We start from the raw sequence: 21,488 nt of genomic DNA, 5'->3' as shown, positions 1-21,488 counted from the left end.
AACCGCCCGTCTTGCGGGCTTCTGCGCGCATCGCTCAGCGACGCTCCTCGCGAATGTAAGGTTCACCCAGCGCACAGGGCTGGCTGCTCGATTGCCGCTTGCCGCTCGCCACCCAGACCATGACCAACAGGGTGACCGCGTAGGGCGTCATCAGGACGAAATACTGAGGCAGGCGCACGCCGGTTGCCGCCAATTGCGGAATCAGTGCCTCGATCCCGCCGAACAGCAAGGCGCCAGCCAGCGCACGCCAGGGCGACCAGCGTGCAAATATCACCAGCGAAACCGCAATCCAGCCGCGCCCGCCAGTCATGTCGGCGATCCACATCTTGGTGCTGAGCACGGCAATGAAACCGCCGGCCAGCCCCATCAACGCAGAACCAACGACAATCGCTGCCAAGCGGTAACCAAGTACGGAAATACCTGCAGCATCGGCGGCCTGCGGGTTCTCGCCGACCGCGCGCAGACGCAGCCCGGTGCGCGTACGATCGAGCAGCCAGACCACCGCGATGAAAATCACCACGGTCAGGTACACCAACGGGTTCTGCACAAAGACCCGGCCCACCACAGGCAGCTCGGACAACGGCCACAGCTCGACCGCCTGCAAGCCGCTGACCGGGCGGTTGGTCCAGCCCAGCAGCGTGCCCAGCAACCCGGTCAAGCCCTGACAAAAGAACACCAGCGCCAGCCCAGTGATCACCTGATTGATCCGCAGCACCAGCACCATCAGCGCGAACAGCAACGACACCAGACCTGCCGCCGCCATCGACGCCAGCAGCGAAAGGCCAGGCGAGCCGAGGCTCAACTGCATGCCGATGCCCGCCAGTGCGCCGACCAGCATCAGCCCTTCGACGCCCAGCGCCAGTACACCGCTGCGCTCGATGAGGATCAGGCCCAGCGCTGCCAGGGCGAACGGCACGGCAAAATCCGGTGCGCTGCCCAGCCAGTGGGAAATAAGCTCCATCAACGTTCTCCTGCCTGAATGCGCCGCAGGCGATGGCGGATGAAAAAGTCCGAGGACGCGACGCAGATCACCAGAATCGCCTGGATCAGTTGCACCATCGAAAACGGAATCTGATAGAACACCTGCAGATTGCGTCCGGCGACGAACAGCATGGCGATCAGCAGCGCGACCACGGTTGCGGCCACTGGGTTGTTGCGGGCCAGAAAAGCGATGAGAATCCCGGAAAACCCGTAGCCCTGATAGAACGATTGGGTAAGGCGCCCCTCCTGCCCCGAGGTCACGACAAAACCTGCGAGCCCCGCCAGCGCGCCCGACAGCAGCACGGTGCCGATGATCATCTTGCGCACCGGGACGCCCACGGCCCCGGCGACCTTAGGGTTGGCATCGACGAAGCGCAGGTACAACCCCGCTCGCGAAACACCAACGAACCACAGGGTCAGACCGGTGACCAGCAGCGCCAGAGGGATCGCCGCGTTATACCCGGCAAACAGGTCGGGCAGCCGCTCGAAGCTCTGGAACGCGGGAGAATAGGGAAAGTTGTCTCGCGGGTCCTTCCAACTGCCGTACACCAGGTGCAGGAGGAAATTGGCGGCGATGTAATTGAGCATCAGCGTCGAGATGATTTCGTTGACCTGCCACTTGAGCTTCAGCAGCACCGGGCCCAGGCTCCACAGCAATCCGCAGATAACGGCTGCCGCCATCATCAGCGGCAAACGCAGGGCCTCCGGCCCCACCTGAAACAGCGAGATCGCCGTAGCGCCAATCGCCCCCCAGATCATCTGGCCTTCCAGCCCCAGGTTCCAGAAACGCGCCCGAAACGCCATGCAACCGGCGAGCCCGACCATGATCATTGGCGATGCCTGAAACAGCACTGCCTTGAAGTTTTGCCCATCGAACACCGTCTGCACGACGAATTCGTTGAGCAACTCGTCAGCAGGCACGCCAGCAAGAATCAGAATGGTGGTGCAGATCGCCAGCCCGATCAGCAACGCCAGGGCAATGATCAGCGCCTGCAATAGCCAGCCGGTCTGCTGACGAAGTTCCAGGGTGTAGCGCCGCGCCAGCAACGGTTGCCGTGCGGATTTCATCGGATGTACTGATTCAGTCATGGCTCACCATCGCTTTGCCGATGGCTTGCCGGTCGGCAGGGTGCGCGAACTCGGCGACGATGCGCCCGCCGTTCATCACGCCGACACGGTCAGCCAGGGCCAATACTTCGTCCAGATCCTCGCTGATCACCAGCACCGCAGCGCCCGCGTCCCGAGCCGCTCGCAAGCGGGCATGCACCGCCTGTGTGGCACGCACATCCAGGCCCCGGCTCGGGCTGTGCACCAGCACCAATTGCGGGTCGCGGCTGAATTCGCGGGCGATCACCAGTTTCTGGGCGTTGCCTCCCGACAACAACGCAGCTTTCTGATCGAGAGAGCGCACGCCCTGTACGTCGAAGTCCGCCACGGCGCGCTGCGCATCCTGTTTCAGACGCTTGTAGCCCAGGCGCCAGAAAGAGCCGTATTGCCCGCTGTGGAGGTTGCCGATGGCAAAGTTCTCGGCCACCGACAGCGACCCGGCCAGCGCCGCGCCGTAGCGGTCGGCCGGGATCGAGGCAATGCGCAACTGCCGACGCTGATCGGCCGACGCGCCGCGCAGATCGCCAAACCCGGTCATGTGGATTTCACCCTCAGTGGCTTGCGGAAGCCCCATCAGGGCATTGGCCAGTTCAGCCTGACCATTGCCGCCCACGCCTGCGATGCCGTAAATCTGCCCGGCGTGCAGGCTCAGGTTGACACCGTTGAGCGTACTGCTGCCGACGCTGCGCAAGTCCTTGACCTGCAAACGCACCTCGCCGGGTATCGACGGTTGATGTTCGGCAACCGGCACGGATTCACCTACCGTGAGCTGCACCAGTTGCTCGACACTCACCTTCTGCGGGTCAAGGGTTTGCACGGTGCGCCCGCCACGCATCACGGTTACCCGGTCGGCATAGCGTTTGACGTCAGCCATCTTGTGCGTGACCAGAACCACCGCCGCGCCTTGTCGGGCGAATGCCTGAACAGTCAGCAGCAGACGCTCGGCCTCCTGATCGGTCAGCACTGCTGTCGGTTCATCGAGGATCAGAATCCGCGCACCGGCCAGCAGCACCTTGAGGATCTCGACACGCTGCTGCTCGGCGACTGACAGGCTGTCGACGGTACGCGCCGGATCAATCGCAAAACCCAGCGCCTCGGCCTTGCCGACAATCTCCTGTTCCAGCGCACGCAGACGCTTGCGATAGCTGCCTTCGCCAGGTTGCTCGGGCAGCGCCAGGAGAATGTTCTGCGCCACCGTGAACGGTTTCACCAGCTTGAAGTGCTGGTGAACCATGCCGATCCGGTAGCGGCTGGCGTCCCTCGGTCCCTGAAGCTGAACCGGGTTGTCGTCCAGCAGCAGGGTGCCGGTTTCCGGTGCGTACAGCCCGGCGGCGATGTTCATCAGTGAGGACTTGCCTGCACCGTTTTCGCCCAGCAGCGCATGAACTTCCCCCCAACAGGCGGTGAAGTCGGCATCGATCAGCGCCTTGAAGCCATCGAACGATTTGCTGATGCCGGTGAGTTGCAGCGCATTGACCTGACTCATTGCTGAGTCTTCACGCCTTCGACGAACCAGTCCATTTTCCACAGGTCCGGGTCAGACAATTGCTGACCGGCCGCCACTCGCTCCTTACCGTCACGATCGGCCAGCGGACCGCTGTAGATGATTTTCCTGCCGGCCAGCAGCTCGGCGCGCTCGGCCTCGATCTTCTTGCGGTCTGCATCGGAAATGATCGTGTCCGCAGTCAGCTTGATATCGGTACCGCCCTGCTGCATCGACAGCAGCGCGCCGTTGGCGGGCGGCGTCCAGTTGCCGGCAATGATTTTCTTCAGCTCCGGCCCGAGGAAGCGATCCCAGACCCACAGCGAAGAGCAGACCGTCGCCTTGGGAGCGAACTCGCTCAGGTCACGATGGTGGCCGGTGCCATGAATGCCCCGCTCCTGTGCGACGATCTGCGGTGTCGGGCTGTCGACGTGCTGACCGACCACATCGGCACCGTTGTCGATCAGCGCCATGGTGGCCGCGCGCTCCTTGACCGGATCGTTCCATGCACCGGTATAGACCACGTTGACGGTGGCCTTCGGATTGATTTGCCGGGCGCCCAGTTCATAGGCGTTGATGGTCCAGTTGACCTGGCCGAACGGGTTAGCGGCGACGAAGCCCAGCTTGCCGGTCTTCGAGGCCGCACCAGCGGCCATACCGCACAGGTACTGGCTCTCGTAGGTACGCCCGTAAAACGATTCGAGGTTGGGCGCATTGGTGGTGCCCGAGCCATTCAGGAACGCGACTTTCGGGTATTTTTTGGCCAGTGCAAGAAAGGTGTCGGAGTAGCCGAACGCAGTGCCGACGATGATGTTGGCACCGCGTGCGATGAGGCGGTCGACCACCGGCGTAATGGCCGCGGCGTTCTCGGGCACGCTCTCGACGTACTGGATCTTGGTGTCCAGATCCTTTTCAAGCTTCACACGTGCTTCGTCGAAGGCCTGAGTCCAGCCGCCATCATTGCGCGGGCTGATATACACCATGGCGATTTTCGGCTTCCCTTCGAGGGTCAATCCTTCAGCCTGAGCGAGGCCGACCGCTCCCAACGCTACGGCCGCACACAATGTCCCGGGCAACAGTTTCTTGTACATAGACGTTTTCCTGAGGGTAATGGCCGATGAGGACCGCACACGCAGGCATTAGCAGCATCCATGCCAGTACAGGAAAAACGCTACGGAACAACGACCTGACGCCATCGAGACGAATAAAACAGATCAAATGGTCCGAATCAGAGCACTTGGTTTGTGCAGGACGTCCGCGCACTGCGCAGGCGGGGTGCGCGGGTCAGGGCCGGCGCCCCCCGTTCACACCTTGCGCGGCAGGATCCCGTCCAGAACCATGCTGCGCAGGCTCGCCAGCACTTCTTCGAAAAACGCCGGATCATCCAGTGTCTTGCCGGTCACGGCCTCGACCTGAGTGCGGAAGTCGGCGTAATGCTGAGTGGTCGCCCACAGAGTGAAAATCAGGTGATGCGGGTTGATGGGGGCCAACTGGCCGCTGTCGATCCAGTGCTGAATCACCGCCACCTTGGCCTGCACCGTGTCACGCAACGGGTGCTGCAACTCGCCCTGAATCAGCGGTGCGCCCTGCATCACTTCCATGCAGAACAGCCGTGATTCGGCCGGATGATCGCGGGACATCTCCAGTTTGGCCTTGATGTAGGCACTGATCGCCTGCACCGGCTCCTTGTCGGCGGTGAAGTGCACCAGCGGGCTCAGCCATACCTCAAGCAACTGGCGCAGCACGTTCAGGTACAGGTCGTCCTTGCTGCTGAAGTAATACAGCAGGTTGGTCTTGGAGACGTCCGCCAGGCTCGCGACCTGATCCAGGCTGCTGCCGTGCACGCCATAGCGGGAAAATATCTCCAGCGCCGCATCGAGAATCAGCGTGCGCTTGCCTTCCATCAGGCGCATGCGCCGCTTCAGGGATGTCGCACTGGGTTCGCGGGTCGTCTTGACCACGGTCTCCGGCTTGACCTTGCGTACGCGCTTGTTCGCCGGGTCCGCCAGGGGAGGTTTCTTGTTCACGCACATCCATCCAGTGATGCCGAAATGAGCGGGCATCTTAACGGGCGCAGCTGTTTTGTCGATACGGATTGCCTGCGCCGTCAGCCCTGCCCCATCTGCGTGCGCCCTGCACAAACCAAGTGCTCTGATTCGGACCAAATGGTCTGAAATAAACCATGAAAACTTTCAAGCCTTTGAATAAAAACAACAAAATTTTCTGGCCCGCTTAATGCAGAAGGTGATCAAGAGACGATTGAAAGACGATTCAAGTGCCGCCAGTCGCGCCTTGGCACGCATCGACCCACGCAGAGAGGCCTCATATGGACATTGGTATCTTCATCCCCATCGGCAATAACGGCTGGCTGATTTCCAGCAATGCTCCGCAGTATATGCCGACCTTCGAGCTGAACAAACAGATCGTGCAGAAGGCCGAGGGCTACGGCTTCGACTTCGCGCTGTCGATGATCAAATTGCGTGGCTTCGGCGGCAAGACGCAGTTCTGGGAACACAACCTGGAGTCGTTCACGCTGATGGCCGGCCTGGCCGCAGTGACCAGCCGGATCCAGCTGTTCGCCACGGTTGCCACCCTGACCATCCCGCCCGCCATTGCCGCGCGCATGGCCTCGACCATCGATTCGATCTCCAATGGCCGCTTCGGGATCAACCTCGTCACCGGCTGGCAGAAGCCGGAATACGAGCAGATGGGCCTGTGGCCGGGCGACGAGTTCTTCCACACACGCTATGAATACCTGGCCGAATACGCTCAGGTTCTGCGCGACCTGTGGGCCACCGGCAGCAGCGACTTCAAGGGCGAACATTTCAGCATGCAGGACTGCCGCGTCAGCCCTCGCCCTCAGGCCGACATGAAGCTGATCTGCGCCGGTCAAAGTGAAGCGGGCATGGCGTTCTCGGCGCAATACGCTGACTACAACTTCTGCTTCGGCAAAGGCGTCAACACCCCCACGGCTTTTGCGCCAACCGCACAGAAACTGATCGAAGCCAATGAAAAGACCGGCCGCAACGTCACTTCCTGTGTGCTGTTCATGATCATCGCCGACGATACCGACGAAGCTGCACGGGCTCGCTGGGAGCACATCAAGGACGGTGCCGATGAAGAAGCGATCGCCTGGCTGAGCGAGAAAGGTTCGGCGGATAAAAGTGCCGGTTCCAATCTGCGGCAGATGGCCGACCCGACCTCAGCGGTCAACATCAACATGGGCACGCTGGTGGGGTCGTGGGCCACAGTGGCAAGAATGCTCGACGAAGTCGCCAGTGTGCCGGGGACCCAAGGCGTGATGCTGACGTTCGATGATTTCGTCAAAGGGGTCGAAGACTTCGGCGAGAAAATCCAGCCGCTGATGACCAGTCGCAAGCACATTGCGCAACTCAAGGAGGTGGTCTGATGACGACCTCGGTAACCGTCGTAGGCGTTGACCTGCCGGACGTGCAGCCCGCCCGCGAGCTACCCGCCCGTCCCGAACCGCTGTGCATGAAACCCGGCGAAACCGCGCTGGTAGTGGTCGACATGCAGAACGCCTACGCATCGCTCGGCGGGTATCTGGACCTGGCCGGGTTCGATGTCAGCAGCACCGGGCCGGTCATCGCCAATATCAACAAGGCCTGTGCCGCCGCACGTGCGGCAGGCATTCCGGTGATCTTTTTCCAGAATGGCTGGGACCCGGCCTATGTCGAGGCCGGTGGCCCCGGCTCACCTAACTGGCACAAGTCCAACGCCCTGAAAACCATGCGCAAGCGCCCTGAACTCGAAGGGCAACTGCTGGCCAAGGGTGGTTGGGACTACCAGTTGGTCGACGAGCTGACGCCACAGCCTGGCGACATCGTGGTGCCGAAAATCCGCTACAGCGGCTTCTTCAATTCCAGCTTCGACAGCGTGCTGCGCAGCCGCGGCATTCGCAATCTGGTGTTTACCGGCATCGCCACCAATGTCTGCGTCGAGTCGACCCTGCGCGACGGTTTTCATCTGGAGTATTTCGGCGTGGTGCTGGCTGACGCGACCCATCAGGCAGGCCCCGAATTCGCTCAGCAAGCCGCGCTGTTCAACATCGAAACCTTTTTTGGCTGGGTTTCCAGCGTCGATGACTTCTGCACCACTTTCAGCCCTGTCGGGCAACCTTCGTGAGGATATCAGTATGACCAAAAAAGCGATCATCCCTGCCGGCACCAGCAAACCCATCGCGCCGTTCGTACCGGGCTCCATGGCCGACGGCGTGCTCTATGTCTCGGGCACGCTGCCGTTCGACAAGGACAACAACGTGGTACACGTCGGCGACGCCACCGCGCAGACCCGTCACGTGCTGGAAGCCATCAAAACCGTGGTCGAGACCGCGGGCGGGACGATGGACGATGTCACGTTCAACATGATCATGATTCGTGACTGGGCCGACTACGCCAAAGTCAACGAAGTGTATGCCGAGTATTTCGCGGGCGAGAAACCGGCCCGTTACTGCATCCAGTGCGGCCTGGTCAAACCCGAGGCGCTGATCGAAATCGCCAGCATCGCCCACATCGGCTGAATCGCGACTGTGGGCAGTTGACGCCCACCCGGAGAAAACCCATGTTCCATGAGTTTCATGCCTGCCAGCATGCCGATGCACCGACCCTGGTGCTCAGCTCCGGGCTGGGCGGGTCCGGTCGCTACTGGGCGGATGACCTGGCACTGCTGACCCGCGATTACCGCGTGCTCGTCTACGACCATGCCGGAACCGGACGCAGCCCTGCGGTGCTGCCGGCGGATTATTCGATCCGGCACATGGCTATCGAGTTGCTGGCCCTGCTCGATTCACTCGGTATCCAGCGTTGCCATTTCATGGGCCATGCGCTGGGCGGCCTGGTGGGTCTGGAACTCGTCCTGCTGCGTCCGGAACTGTTGCAAAGTCTGGTACTGATCAATGCCTGGAGCAGCCCGAACCCGCACAGCGCGCGCTGCTTTTCAGTGCGCAAGAAACTGCTGTTGAACAGCGGACCTGAGGCCTACGTACAGGCTCAGGCGCTGTTCCTCTACCCGGCGGACTGGATCGCCGCCAACGGCCTGCGGCTGGCCGATGACGAAGCCCACGCGCTGGCGCATTTTCCCGACACCGACAACCTGCTGCGGCGTATCCATGCCCTTGAAACCTTCGACGTGGAGGCCAATCTTGCACGCATCCACACCCCGACCCTGTTGATTGCCAACCGCGACGACATGCTGGTGCCCTGGCAGCAATCCCGGCACCTGGCCAACGCGCTGCCGAATGCAACGCTGGCGCTGCTGGACTATGGCGGCCATGCCTCGAACATTACCGATCCACAGCCCTTCCAACGCGCCTTGTTCGATTTTCTCGGCACACAACCCTGAAAGGACTCATTTCATGACTACTTCCTCTGCAGCTCCCACCATTCTGCCTATCGCTGCTGTCAGCCAGCTGGCGTTTCGCGAGGCGATGTCCAGCCTGGCCGCCGCCGTCAACGTCATCACCACCGATGGCCCTGGCGGACGTGCCGGCTTTACCGCGACCGCCGTGTGCAGCGTGACGGATCAACCGCCGACGCTGCTGGTCTGCATCAACCGCAGTGCATCGGTGTATGACGCTTTCATGGAGAACGGCACGTTGTGCGTCAATACGCTGGGCAACGGTCAGCAGGACTTGTCCAACCTGTTCGGCGGCAAGAGCTCACAGCAGGAACGCTTTGCCTGCGGCCAGTGGGAACCCGGAGTGACCGGCGCGCCGATCCTGGACGGTGCGAAACTGGCGCTCGACTGCAAGGTGAGCCAGTCGATCAGCGTCGGCACGCATGACATCCTGTTCTGCGAAGTCGTGGATATCAGGCATCAGAGCGGCGCAGACGCATTGGTGTACTTCGCCCGTCGCTATCATCACCTGCCGAGCGAAACGCCAGTGTCATGAAGGCTTTGCCGGCTGACTGGCGGACTTGCAGAATGAACCCACCGGAATGCACCAAATAGGCATGATTTTTTGCGACACCTCCGTATACTGGCATTGTGAGATCAGGATGATCCTTGCAGTCAATGAGGTGAAGTCATGTCGGTCCATAGCGCCTGCATCCTGCTGATACCCGCCAGCAGCCCATCGTATGCTCGTCGCGCTTACCCGCCGCCTGGCATGCCTATGCACGCGGGTGGCTGAGCATGCTGAAGAAAATACCTGTGGCTGAGCTTGCCCTGGGCATGTACATCCACAAAATCTGCCGCCGCTGGACCAATGATCCATTCTGGATAGGCCTGGTCGAAGTCATGCTCGATGACATTGAAGTGCTCAGGCGCATCCAGCAATCGGGCACCCAGGAAGTCTGGATCGAAACCGGCAAAAGCCGTGTACTGGCACCCGAGCCCTCGGCCGCCTCGACAGCGCCATCGGCCAGCGACGATACGACTCCGACCAGTCTCGAAAAGGAAGTTCTACGCGCCAGGGTGATCTGTGGACGGGCCAGAGATGCGGTCATGTCCATGTTTACCGAAGCGCGCATGGGCCGGGCCATGGATGTCGGCAATGTGCAATTGCTGGTGGAAGAAATCTCCAACTCGATCCTGCGCCATCCGCACGCGCTGATCAGCCTGTCACGCCTGAAGACATCCGACGAATACACCTACATGCACTCGGTGGCGGTCTGCGCGTTGATGGTTGCGCTGGCCAAACGCATGGGCATGCCTGACGATCAGGTCCGTGAGGCCGGTGTGGCCGGGCTGATGCACGATGTCGGCAAAATGATGATCGCCCCGGCGGTGCTCAACAAACCGGGCCGCCTGACCCGCGACGAATTCGAGATCATGAAGGCCCACCCCGAGCTGGGTGTGAAGATCCTCATGGAGACGCAGCCCGTGGCAGCGTCGGTGATTGACGTCTGCCTGCATCACCACGAAAAGGTCGACGGGTCGGGCTACCCGCATGGCCTGAAAGGCGACCAGATCAGCATCTTCGCGCGCATGGGCGCGGTCTGCGATGTGTATGACGCGATTACTTCCGACCGCCCTTACAAAAAGGGCTGGGGCGTTGCCCATTCGATTCGCGAAATGGCCTCGTGGAAAGGGCATTTTGACGATGTGGTGTTTCAAAGCTTCGTCAAGACCGTGGGTATTTACCCGATCGGCACACTGGTACGCCTGGAGAGCGGGCGCCTCGGCGTGGTGGTCGAACAAGGTCAGGCATCGCTGCTTAAACCGAAAGTGAAGGTGTTCATGTCGGCGCGCACCGGCAAGACGTTCGCCGCGCAAGTCATCGACCTGACTTGCCCTTCCGACCCGGACGGGATCGTCAGAATCGAAAAACCCACCGACTGGGGGCTGGAAGAAGTCGATACGCTGTGGGCGGGCAGCCCGGCCTGAGCGGCCCGGTGAACGCCACCGCTGTCAACCCAGCAAGCCCAGCGTCTTGGCCCTCGCCACCGCTTGAGTACGACGCTCGACCCCCAGTTTGCTGTTGATATGACTGGCGTGGGTCTTGACGGTGTGCAGAGAGATGAACAGCTGCTCGCTGATCTCCTGATTGGAACAGCCCTGTGCAATCAGTTGCAGCACTCCCAGTTCACGCACGCTGAGGCAATCGCCGCCATGTGCCGGCTCGTGCAACGGCGTGCAACAGACCGGGAGTTTTTCCAGCAGCGCAGCTCGAACCCGACAGGGTGGCAGTTGCAGCAGTTGCTCATGCAGCCACTGGGGGTGCTCGGCAATCAGCGCCTTGAACGGTATCAGTGCGCCGCCGGACGCTGCGGGCAGGCTGCGCAGCAACAATTCCCGCGCCTCATCGCGTCGCGCCTGGCTCAGCAGCAGGCCGATCTGCTGGGTCATGGCGATCAGTCCCAGCAGTTTCGCCCCCACCTCCTGAGCGCGCAGCTCAAGCGCCCGCAAGCGCTGCTCGCAGGCAACGCCGTCACCCTGTAGTCGTTCGAGTACGGCACGCTGCAACTCGATGTGTTGCGGCAATTGTGGATGGCATTCAGGGGCCGCAGCGCCGAGACCGCCGTTGTAGGTTTGCGTCAGGCGCAGCAGCCACGCTTCGGCAAGGTCCATGCGCCCCTGCAACAGCCACAGCTCGCATTTGACCAGGGTAATCATCGCCAGGTAGTAGATCGGCGGCACGTCCCAGATGTGCATCAGACGTTCGGCCTCGGCAAGTTCGGCGAAGGCTTCGGCAAAGCGGCCGGCGCAGCCTTCCATGGTGGCGATCACGCAATGACCGATCAGCACGCTGATGTCGCGGCAGGCGCGCGCCTCGGCCAGCCCGGCCAGCAATAACGCCCGCCCCTCGTCCACCTTCAGACGCAGGGTCAGCAAGTAGCCTTCATACAGCGTCAGACGCGCGCGGACCGCGTACAGCCGAACGGTGGACAAGCCCTTGAGGCGTTGCTGCCCCTGCCGTACTTCCTCGAGCGCGCGCAGAATCTCGCCCCGTGCCTGCAGGACTCGGGCGCGGTCGTAATGCGCCAGCGCCTCGAACAACGGATTGGCGACCCGCTGAGCCAGCTCCAGCGCATCACGATTCAACACGCGGGCGCGCCACAGATCACCGTTGGCAACTGCGAGGTTGGCCAGTGTCGACAGGCACACCAGCCGCTGCCCATAGCGTTTTTCCGGCAGGCTCAGCAGGGCTTCGGTGCAATAGCGCTGAGTCTTTTCGCTGTCTCCACGGCCACGGGCGATGATGCCGCTGAGCGCCAGCCACTGGGCGAGCATGGATTTCTGAGCGGTTGCCGAGGGCGCCGGCAGAAACCGGCTCAGTTGATTGGCCAGTTCTTCGGCGGCATCCAGCTGGCAGGCCAGCCCCAGCGCCCAGGCGTAGAGCACGATCAGGCGTGGCGTGCTGGTCAGCAGGTCATCCGGCAAATCCATCTTCCAGCGCAGCAGCATGCCGACGTTCTGTTCGGCCAGCAGTTGCTCTTCCGAGAGGTTCTGCACCAGATTGGCCGCCACATCCAGATGCCCGGCGCGTAACGCCTGCTCGACCGCTTCGTCCAGTTGGCCCTGAGCGCTGAACCAGCGGCAGGCATTGAGGTGCAGACGGGTCGGTGGTGCACCGGCCGCCTGACGCGCGCGCAACAGATCGGAAAACAGATGGTGATAGCGAAACCAATGGCCCTGCTCGTCCAGCGGCACCAGAAAAACCTGATGCGCCTGCAGATAACCCAGCATCTCAACACTGTCATGGCTGTCCCGCGCGGCGTCGCACAGCTCGGCGCAAAAGCGTTCCAGGCAGGCGGTATCGTAGAGAAACGCCTGAACATCGGCAGGCAGGCAGTCGATCACTTCTTCAAGCAGGTACTCGCGAATCAGCACCTCACTGCCACGCAGCGCCTGGGGCAAGGCGCTTTCGTCGCCGGCTTCGGATGCCGCCAGCAACCAGAAGCGTAGCCCGGCGACCCAGCCTTCGCTGCGCTGAATCAGGCTTTGCAACGCCTCGCTGTCGAGCGACCCGCAGTGCCGCTCCAGCACTGCCATGGATTCGGCGTGCGTGAGGCGCAGGTCCTGTTCGTTGATTTCCAGCAACTGCCGCGTCAGACGCAAGCGTGCCAGATGCCAGTCCGGGCGCTGTCGGCTGGTCACCATCACCACCAGCCCGGCCGGCAGATGATTGAGAAGGAACTGCAGGCAGCGATCGAGTACCGGTCCCTGGGCCAGATGATAGTCATCGAGCACCAGCAGCAGCGGCTTGCTCAGTATCAGGTGCATGGCCAATTCGTCGAGCAGGCCGTCGAGCCACTCCTCGAAGGCAAACGGCTGGTGGCGCTGGCGCATCTTCAGCAGGCTCATCGCCTGCACGCCCAGTTGCGGGAAGAACTGTTGAAGGCTGGCCAGCAAACGCTCAAGAAAACGGCCCGGGTCGCTGTCCCGCGCGCTCAGACCCAGCCATACGTTTTGCCAGTTGTCCGGCAACCCCTGACAGAACTCGACAGCCAGCGAGCTCTTGCCGAACCCGGCCGGGGCGCAGATCAGCAGCAGTCGGCCGCCAAGCCCCGCATCGAGACGCTGACACAGGCGCGCACGGGGGACATAACCCTCAGGCAGAGGTGGACGGAAAAATCGTCCTTCCAACGCAGGAATCGCGCCGTCTGCAAACCCTTGCATTCGGGACAGATCAGTCATGGCCGGCTCGTGTAGGAATCGTTGTTTCGGCATCGCGGTGTTCGGAGACTAGCGGGTAAATCGCTACTTTTGAAAGGCCATCACCGAAAAGACTGTAACAAAATTCCTACAGCTTATAAGGCCGCTTTCCACAACTGAAAAAGCCCCGGTCAAGGGGCTTTTCAGGCGCACAAGGCAGGCGCTGCGCTACAGCGTGTATCGATCAGGTATCAACGAACCCCTTCCTGACGCAGCGCGTTGGGGGTGAAGTCGCTGGTGCCGGCCGTGAAGCCGAACTCGTAGGCTTTCTTCTCTTCGTTCTTCATGCCCAGCGCCACGTAGCGACCCGATTGCAGGTCGTACAGTGTTTCTACCGCGTACCACGGCACTTGCTTGTCGTAGTAGTTTTCCGAGTGTGCCTCGGCCACGCGCCACAACTGACCACGCCCGTCGTAATGATCGATGACGGCAGCCTGCCAGGTGTCCTCATCGATGAAGAAGTCACGCTTGGCATAGATATGACGCTGCCCTTCCTTGAGGGTAGCGGTCACGTGCCAGACGCGGCGCAGCTCGTAACGGGTCAGGTCCTGGTTAATATGGCCGGCCTTGATGATGTCGGCGTACTTGAGCGTCGGATCGTCCAGCTTGTGGCTGTTGGCGGCGATGTACATTTCCTGCTTGCCGATCAGTTTCCAGTCATAGCGATCCGGCGCGCCGTTGTACATGTCGAGGTTGTCGGAGGTGCGCAGCCCGTCGGACGCGGTGCCCGGCCCGTCATAGGACACCTGCGGCGCACGCCGGACGCGGCGTTGACCGGCGTTGTACAGCCAGGCCGAACGCGGCTCCTTCACCTGATCGAGGGTTTCATGCACCAGCAGCACGCCACCGGCCAGACGCGCCGGGGCGGTGACTTCCTGCTTGAAGTAGAACAGCACGTTGCCCGGATTTTTCGGGTCGAAATCCCTCATCTTGTCGCGAAACACGAACTGATCGGAGAAATACACCAGGCTGTAGGAGCCGTTGGGCTGTGGCGTGGCCTGGGTGACCAGACGCTTGACGCTGCCGCCCCGGTAGCGGGTGATGTGGTTCCAGATGACCTCGACACCGCTGGCCGGGATCGGGAACGGGATGGCCGTGTCGAAGTTTTCCAGACCACTGCCGCCGCCGACCAGCTTGGTGGTGGTGGCATTCTTTTTGATCGCGGCGAACACGTCATCCGGCACGGTGGCACCGCGATGGGTCGGGTACACCGGAATCCGGTAGCTGTCCGGGTAACGCTTGAACATCGCGTATTGGCCCGGCGCCAGCTTGTCCTTGTACTGCTCGACATTGGCCGCAGTGATGATGAACAGCGGTTTTTCACTGGCATACGGGTTGGCAAGGAAACCCTTGCTGTCCACCGCCCCGGCGTTTTTCGGCATCGGGCTCCAGGCTGGAATGGTGTTGGCCGCATTACCGGCCTTTTCCGCGCCCATCGGCGTCAGCGAGGTGCCCAGCTTTGCCGCTTCGGACTCGGATACCGCAGCCATCACCCCTGTCGCCAGCAGCGACAGACCCAGAACCCCGGCTTGCAACAGACTTTTTGTTATTTTCATGTTCATCGTCATCCTGAAAACCATGTTCTTAGAAGTTCATGCCGAAGCTGAGCGCCACGAAGTCCCGGTCATCGACCGTGGTGTACTTGCCATCAAAGAAGTTGGTGTAGGAAAGATTCGCGGTGTAGGTGTTCTGGTACTCGGCATCGAGCCCCAGGCTGACGGCCTTGCGTCCCTCTTCGAAGTTGCCGCCAGGGCCGGGTGAATAACCTTTGACGTCATGCGACCAGGCCACGCTCGGCTTGAGGTTGACCCCGGCAAACACGCTGTTGTAATCCCAGATGGCACGCGCGCGGTAGCCCCAGGAGTTGGCAGTGGTAAAGCCGTCGTCTTCGCAATAGCGGGTCAGGTTGTTCTGCTCGGCACCGGTCAGCGTGCCGGCGTTCAGCGTTGCGCATTGACCGCCAGGCAGCGGCCCAGGGCCATACACCGGATCGCGTCCGTAACGGATTTTGGAGGTGCTTTCGAGCCCGCCCACGTGCGTCCAACCCACTTCACCGACCACCGTCAGACGCTCTGCGCCCATGACCTGATCGAAGAACTGGGTAAATGTGGTCTGCATCTGGGTGATTTCTTTGCGGCGATAACCGGCTTGATCCGTATTCGGCTGACCGCTGAGCAGCGACACGTTGGGGTTGAGCGGCGAAATGCCCGAATAGAGGATGTCGGTGGTGTTGACCTGAATCGGTGCGTTGGGGCGGTAGCTGATCTCACCGCTCCACGCCGTGCCGGTGGGCAGCGTGGTCGAGAAGCTCAGGCCGTACAGGCGAATGTCTTCGGGGTACTCAACGTAGTAACTGGAGTTGCCCGCCACCACCACCGGCAGCAGGCTGGGGGCCAGCGCGGCGGCCGTGCTGGCAGGAATGCCGTTGCGAACCAGCGAACCGACCAGCCCTTGCGGACTGAACGAAGCGGCCGAGCCGCCGCGCCCGCTGAAAATCGGTGCACGGCTGTGGTAATTCATCATGTACGCGCCGAACTCGGTATCCAGCGGTTCGAAGTTGTAACGCAAGGCGAAACCGAACTGGCCGCTGTCGCGCGCATCGCGGTCAGGGCCTCGACGCACCACCGCGCCCTCATCCGGGTTGCCGAACACCACGCCCTGCTGCGACAGCGAATTGAACACCGCACCGCGCGCGCCGGCTGGCAAACCGGCCGCCGTCAGCGAGCTGTTCAGGCCGCTGCGGCTGCGCAAGACCGCCAGGTTGTTGTTGCAGCCATCGGCAATCACATCGGGTTGCGAGAAGAAGGTGCCGCAGTTGTCGACGACCGTCTGATCCCATTCCAGCTGGTAGAAACCTTCGGCAGACAGGTTGTCGGTCAGGCTCTGGGACAGGTAGAACATGTTGACCGGAATCAGGCCTTCCTTGATTTCCGAACCGGGCCGCCGGAACGCCGAGACATCGATCGGGTTGACGCTGTTGATGCCGCCCTGAATGAAGGTACTTTCACCCCAACTGATGACCTGCTTGCCGAAGCGCACCGCGCCGGGCTGATCGGCAATCGAATAGTTGTGATAGACGAAGGCGTCGAGCAGCTGGAACCCGGACGACTTGGCGCCCTCTTTGCGGCCCGAGTCGCTGATGTCCTTGAACTCGCGGTTTTCATCCTTGAGTTCGAAGTCGTACCAGTATTTGCCGCGCAGGAAAACGCCGGTGTCGCCGTATTTCAATTCCAGATCATGAATGCCCTTGAAGATCTTCGAAAACGTCTCCCCACGCTTGAAGTTCAAGTGACCGTCATCGGACGTCTGCGACAGACCACGCCCACCGTTGTTGGCGCCGATCAGGTTCTTGTTGGGATTGGCAGTCGACCAGCTCGCGCCCACCGACAGCGAGGAGTCGAAACTGCCTTCGATCTCGCCAACGTTAAAGGTCACGGCAAAGGCCGGGCTGGCGAGCGATGAGGCAAGGCTGACAGCCAGAGGCAGCCTGGCCCGACGCCAGAAGGGGGATGTGCTTGTCATCGACGCTACTCCTTGTGTTTTATTGTTATGGCGGTGGGGAAATCCAGAAACGAATCAGTCATCGAATCAACACACACGCCAGGTCCGCTCTTGCCATTCCCGGTGCTGACTATAGCCAGCACACTCTGACGCTAGATCCCTCTAAAGTGTGATTTGCACGACCAACGCCTCTGGACCGCCCGTTTCCGGGAGGCCGCCAAAAAACATGTGGCGGGGAGGATGGCGTAATTTGCAAATTTGGCAAGTCACAGAGCAGGACCTGCAGCGCAGACACGTGCCGTCGCCGACGGATACGGCACGCCCGAGGTGTCAGAGGGTCGACAGAAAGGCACTGTTGCTGCTTTGCCACTCCACGATGTCCAGGCGCATGCGTTTCTTGTCCAGCTTGCCGACGCTGGTCTTGGGAATTTCGGTAACAAGCGCGATCTGGCTGGGAATGGCCCACTTATTGATATGACCTTGCTCGACAAACGGCTTGAGGTGTTCCTTCAAACCCTTGGCATCGAGCTGGTGGCCATCACGAATCACCAGCAAGGCAAACGGCCGCTCTCCCCATTGCGGATCGGCGATGCCGACCACCGCCACTTCGCGCACTGCCGGGTGGCGACTGCACAAGTCTTCGAGTTCCAGCGAGGAAACCCATTCGCCACCGGTCTTGATCACGTCCTTGATACGGTCGCGAATGTCGATGAAGCCCATGCCGTCCAGCGTCGCTACATCGCCGGTGTGCAACCAGCCGCCCGCCCACAACTCGGCGCCTTTTTCGGGCTCGCGAAAGTAGCTTCCGGTCAGCCAGGGCGCACGCAAAACCAGCTCGCCTTGGGTTTCGCCGTCGGCCGGGAGGAAGTTGCCCTGTTGATCGATGATGGCGGCCTCCACCAGCATCCCCGGCACGCCGGCCTTGATCCGGTAGGTGATGCGCTCGTCTTCACTGCCCGCTTTCAACTCCTCGTTGATGTGCGCTACGGATATGAGCGGTCCGGTTTCGGACATGCCGTACGCGGCAGTGAGCTGGATACCCTTGGATTTGGCGGCCTGATACAGGCTGCGGGTCAGGGAGCTGCCGCCAATGATGATCTTCCAGCCGCGGAAATCGACATCCTGGGCAGACTTAGCGTTCAGGAGCATTTGCAGGATGGTCGGCACGCAATGGGAGAAGGTGACTTTCTCCCTGCGCCAGAGCTCTACCAGCAACTCGGGATCGTAGCGGCCGGGGTACACCTGCTTCAGACCAAGCATGGTTGCGGCATAGGGAATACCCCAGGCGTGCACGTGAAACATCGGCGTGATCGGCATGTAGACGTCATCGCTGCCGAGCAGCCGGGTGCTGTCGATACAGCCCATGATGGTCGCCACGCCCATGGTGTGCAGCACCAGTTGGCGGTGGGTGAAATACACCCCCTTGGGGTTGCCGGTGGTGCCGGTGGTGTAAAACGTGGTGGCGACCGAGTTTTCGTCGAAATCCTCGAACACGTATTCGGGGCTGGCCGCCGCCAGCAGGGTCTCGTACTCGCCCACGAGGTTGGGCAGCTCGGCGGTCTTGTCTGGCAAATCGGTCAGCAGCAGGGTCTTTTCGACCGTATTCAGATGTTCGGACATCGCCTGATACAGCCCGGTGAACTCGCTGTTCACCAGCACCAGACGGTCATCGGCGTGATTGATGGTGTAGGCGATCTGCTCGGGAGAAAGCCGCACATTGACGGTGTGGATGACCGCGCCAATCATTGGGATGGCGAACATGCACTCCAGGTAGCGGTGGCTGTCCCAGTCCATCACCGCCACGGTGTCGCCGGCTTTCACGCCCGCCGCGGTCAGTACGTTGGCCAGGCGGCAGATGCGTTCGTTGAGGGTGGCGTAGGTGTAGCGGACCGAATCACGGTAGATGATTTCGCGCGTCTTTTCATAACGACTGCCGGACAGCAGCAGGCGCTTGATCAACAGAGGGCACTGATAAGCGCCATCGGCGGGCGGAAGAACGCGAGTCTGTAACATATGAAGCCCTTTTCAAAGTCCACAGGCGTGGCTGGAAATATGGACTCTAGGGCCTCGGGCTGCCAGTGAAATCAGTAAAAGGGATGATTTGGCGAGACGCCCCGTGCTGTCTGCAAGGGGCGTCCGGGTTGCTGCATATGCTCGGTGTTAGGCGTCCTGAATTCAGGTTTCAGCGGACCTCGGTCAGCGCCAGCTTGATGCCCAGCGCGATCAGCACGCCGCCCATGGCCCGATCGAACCAGTGCCCCATGCGCGCGAATCCTGCGCGTACTCGGGCCTGGCTGAACAGTCGCGCCACCAGACAGAACCACGCCGCCGTCGCCACCGCGAGATACACGCCGTAACCGCCCTGCACCAGCAATGGCGTATGCGGATTGATCACCACGGTGAACAGCGAGAGGAAGAACAGCGTCGCCTTGGGGTTCAGGCCATTGGTGACGAAACCGCTGATGTAGGCACCGCGCGCCGTGCGCTCGCCGGGAGTGGCCTTGATGGCGGCATCGCCCGTCGCAGAGGCCGGTTTGGCGCGCAACGCCTTGATGCCGATGTACAGCAGATAGGCAGCGGCTGCCCATTTCAGCGCGTTGAACAGCACGATGGACTGGGAAACGATAATCCCGATCCCCAGCAGCGAATAGCCCACATGCAGAAAGATCGCCGAGCCGACGCCCAACGCCGCCCAGGTCCCGGCCTTGCGCCCATGAGTCACGCTTTCACGCACCACCACCGCGAAATCCGGGCCGGGACTGGCAACCGCCAGCAAGTGAATCAGCGCAACGGTAAGAAACTCTGCCCAGTACATGTGGGACCTCCTGGAGAATTGACGTCTGACCCGGCAGATTACGCTGTCTGGTGTGTCCGCAACAGGTGCCCGCATTGATGCGACGCAGGGCTTGCTCTAACTATCGTGCGACGCTGGAGCCTGGGGAACGATCATCGCAACTATCGTGCGACGCTCTGCGTCGCATGCCGTTCTGGACGCTCCGCGTCCTGCTGGCCCATATCCTGTTAGACTGCGCGCTTTTTCAGGAGCCATTCCATGGACCCGCGCAGCGAAGTGTTACTCCGTCAGGCCGAGCTGTTTCAGGGCTCGCTGTTGTTGGTCGGGCTGCCCGCCGATGACCTGCTCGGAAAACTGCCGGATGCCCGTGGATGGTGCTGGCACGCCGGTGATCAGGCGGCGCTGGACGCACGTTTTGAAGGGCGCGTGGATTTCGGCGTCGAAGCGCCACAGACTGCTTTTGAAGCCGCCGTGCTGTTCCTGCCCAAGGCACGTGACCTGACCGACTACCTGCTCAATGCGCTGGCCTCACGACTGGCCGGGCGCGAGCTATTTCTGGTCGGCGAGAAACGTGGCGGTATTGAAGCGGCTGCCAAGCAACTGAGCCCGTTCGGTCGCGCACGCAAGCTGGACAGCGCCCGCCACTGTCAGCTGTGGCAGGTCACGGTCGAGCACGCACCGCAAGCCGTCAGCCTGGAAAGCCTCGCCAAGCCCTACCAGATCGAATTGCAGGACGGCCCGCTTACCGTCGTCAGCCTGCCCGGCGTGTTCAGCCATGGCCGCCTCGACCGTGGTTCAGCCCTGTTGCTGGAAAACATCGACAAGCTGCCCAGCGGAAACCTGCTCGACTTCGGTTGTGGCGCCGGAGTGCTGGGGGCGGCGATCAAGCGTCGTTACCCGCACAACGAAGTCATCATGCTCGATGTCGATGCCTTCGCCACCGCCAGCTCGCGCCTGACCCTGGCCGCCAATGGCCTGCAAGCCCAAGTGCTGACCGGTGACGGCATCGACGCAGCACCGATGGGGTTGAACACGATTCTGAGCAACCCGCCGTTCCATGTCGGCGTTCATACCGATTACATGGCAACGGAAAACCTGCTGAGAAAAGCCCGCCAACATCTTAAATCAGGCGGCGAACTGCGCTTGGTGGCGAATAATTTCCTGCGTTATCAGCCGTTGATCGAAGAGCACGTCGGGCAGTGCGAAGTCAGGGCGCAAGGCAACGGTTTCAAAATCTACAGCGCCAAACGCCCCTGAAATAAGCACTTGCCGAAACGTTTTCGCGGAGGCAGAATCCGCTCCGTCCTAGGGGAGTAGTCTCCCACGAGCGCCATGCTCGTCCGGCACGTATCAACATACTTGGTCCTCAGACCATGGTACGTGCGACCCGGAATCCGCTCAGACGGATCGGTGGTTTGACAAGACCTATGACACGAACACCTTACCCGGGGCGGGGAGGTCGTACGTGTCATAGCCGTGTCGGCCCGCCCCTTAGGAAACCTG

Annotated in this window: 17 protein-coding genes and 1 riboswitch; of the genes, 7 read left to right on the top strand and 10 right to left on the bottom strand. The window is 61.4% G+C overall.

Annotation, left to right across the window (positions count from 1 at the left end):
- Positions 1 to 34: 34 nt before the first annotated feature.
- The 5 genes from BT119_RS09475 to rutR form a co-directional block, all read right to left on the bottom strand.
- Positions 35 to 961: an ABC transporter permease gene (locus BT119_RS09475; protein WP_072365516.1), complete on the bottom strand. Its 927-nt coding sequence runs from the start codon at positions 959 to 961 to the stop codon at positions 35 to 37.
- The gene (locus BT119_RS09470) at positions 961 to 2,070 is read right to left on the bottom strand and encodes an ABC transporter permease (protein WP_042930348.1); all 1,110 of its coding nucleotides are present in this window, start codon (positions 2,068 to 2,070) and stop codon (positions 961 to 963) included. The genes BT119_RS09475 and BT119_RS09470 overlap by 1 nt, the downstream gene beginning before the upstream one ends.
- Positions 2,063 to 3,574 (bottom strand): ABC transporter ATP-binding protein, encoded by a 1,512-nt coding sequence (locus BT119_RS09465; RefSeq protein ID WP_072365514.1) that lies wholly within the window; start codon positions 3,572 to 3,574, stop codon positions 2,063 to 2,065. The genes BT119_RS09470 and BT119_RS09465 overlap by 8 nt, the downstream gene beginning before the upstream one ends.
- Complete coding sequence (locus BT119_RS09460) at positions 3,571 to 4,662, bottom strand: BMP family ABC transporter substrate-binding protein (protein WP_003365515.1); 1,092 nt, start codon at positions 4,660 to 4,662, stop codon at positions 3,571 to 3,573. Before BT119_RS09460 ends, BT119_RS09465 begins: the two co-directional genes overlap by 4 nt.
- 213 nt (positions 4,663 to 4,875) lie before the next feature.
- Positions 4,876 to 5,604, bottom strand: coding sequence for a pyrimidine utilization regulatory protein R (gene rutR / locus BT119_RS09455; RefSeq protein WP_065349131.1), 729 nt, complete (start codon positions 5,602 to 5,604; stop codon positions 4,876 to 4,878).
- Positions 5,605 to 5,897: 293 nt separating this feature from the next.
- On the opposite strand from rutR, the gene rutA reads away from it, so the two are divergent.
- The 6 genes from rutA (at position 5,898) to BT119_RS09425 (ending at position 10,918) form a co-directional block, all read left to right on the top strand.
- Complete coding sequence (rutA, locus tag BT119_RS09450; protein ID WP_003433682.1) at positions 5,898 to 6,980, top strand: pyrimidine utilization protein A; 1,083 nt, start codon at positions 5,898 to 5,900, stop codon at positions 6,978 to 6,980.
- Positions 6,980 to 7,717, top strand: coding sequence for a pyrimidine utilization protein B (gene rutB, locus BT119_RS09445; protein ID WP_072365512.1), 738 nt, complete (start codon positions 6,980 to 6,982; stop codon positions 7,715 to 7,717). The genes rutA and rutB overlap by 1 nt, the downstream gene beginning before the upstream one ends.
- Before the next feature lie 10 nt (positions 7,718 to 7,727).
- The gene (gene rutC / locus BT119_RS09440) at positions 7,728 to 8,111 is read left to right on the top strand and encodes a pyrimidine utilization protein C (protein WP_003365523.1); all 384 of its coding nucleotides are present in this window, start codon (positions 7,728 to 7,730) and stop codon (positions 8,109 to 8,111) included.
- A 41-nt stretch (positions 8,112 to 8,152) separates the two neighbouring features.
- The gene (gene rutD / locus BT119_RS09435; protein ID WP_058397483.1) at positions 8,153 to 8,932 is read left to right on the top strand and encodes a pyrimidine utilization protein D; all 780 of its coding nucleotides are present in this window, start codon (positions 8,153 to 8,155) and stop codon (positions 8,930 to 8,932) included.
- 13 nt (positions 8,933 to 8,945) lie between these two features.
- A complete protein-coding gene (gene rutF, locus BT119_RS09430) occupies positions 8,946 to 9,482 on the top strand; it encodes an NADH-dependent FMN reductase RutF (protein WP_058397484.1) in 537 nt (178 codons plus the stop codon).
- A gap of 242 nt (positions 9,483 to 9,724) precedes the next feature.
- Complete coding sequence (locus BT119_RS09425) at positions 9,725 to 10,918, top strand: HD-GYP domain-containing protein (RefSeq protein WP_003433690.1); 1,194 nt, start codon at positions 9,725 to 9,727, stop codon at positions 10,916 to 10,918.
- Between the two features lie 24 nt (positions 10,919 to 10,942).
- On the opposite strand, the gene BT119_RS09420 is transcribed toward BT119_RS09425, so the two are convergent.
- The 5 genes from BT119_RS09420 to BT119_RS09400 all read right to left on the bottom strand — a co-directional run bounded on the left by BT119_RS09420 (position 10,943) and on the right by BT119_RS09400 (position 20,006).
- A complete protein-coding gene (locus tag BT119_RS09420) occupies positions 10,943 to 13,672 on the bottom strand; it encodes a winged helix-turn-helix domain-containing protein (RefSeq protein ID WP_175550565.1) in 2,730 nt (909 codons plus the stop codon).
- Positions 13,673 to 13,881: 209 nt separating this feature from the next.
- Positions 13,882 to 15,246 (bottom strand): DUF1329 domain-containing protein, encoded by a 1,365-nt coding sequence (locus BT119_RS09415; protein ID WP_003365535.1) that lies wholly within the window; start codon positions 15,244 to 15,246, stop codon positions 13,882 to 13,884.
- Between the two features lie 28 nt (positions 15,247 to 15,274).
- Positions 15,275 to 17,212, bottom strand: coding sequence for a DUF1302 domain-containing protein (locus BT119_RS09410; RefSeq protein ID WP_003365537.1), 1,938 nt, complete (start codon positions 17,210 to 17,212; stop codon positions 15,275 to 15,277).
- 309 nt (positions 17,213 to 17,521) lie between these two features.
- Positions 17,522 to 19,204: a fatty acid--CoA ligase gene (locus BT119_RS09405; protein ID WP_072365506.1), complete on the bottom strand. Its 1,683-nt coding sequence runs from the start codon at positions 19,202 to 19,204 to the stop codon at positions 17,522 to 17,524.
- Positions 19,205 to 19,373: 169 nt separating this feature from the next.
- The gene (locus tag BT119_RS09400; RefSeq protein ID WP_054080648.1) at positions 19,374 to 20,006 is read right to left on the bottom strand and encodes a LysE family translocator; all 633 of its coding nucleotides are present in this window, start codon (positions 20,004 to 20,006) and stop codon (positions 19,374 to 19,376) included.
- A 237-nt stretch (positions 20,007 to 20,243) separates the two neighbouring features.
- On the opposite strand from BT119_RS09400, the gene BT119_RS09395 reads away from it, so the two are divergent.
- Positions 20,244 to 21,242 carry a class I SAM-dependent methyltransferase gene (locus tag BT119_RS09395; RefSeq protein ID WP_054080647.1) on the top strand — a complete coding sequence of 333 codons (999 nt, stop codon included), beginning with the start codon at positions 20,244 to 20,246 and terminating at the stop codon, positions 21,240 to 21,242.
- A gap of 39 nt (positions 21,243 to 21,281) precedes the next feature.
- Positions 21,282 to 21,475: riboswitch (yybP-ykoY riboswitch) on the top strand.
- Positions 21,476 to 21,488: the final 13 nt, after the last annotated feature.

Origin of the sequence: Pseudomonas sp. NFACC10-1, from assembly GCF_900119195.1 — a bacterium.
Taxonomy (GTDB): Bacteria; Pseudomonadota; Gammaproteobacteria; order Pseudomonadales; family Pseudomonadaceae; genus Aquipseudomonas; species Aquipseudomonas cerasi.
Note: the sequence above shows the minus strand (reverse complement) of the source record. Positions and strands in the feature narration are given on the sequence as shown.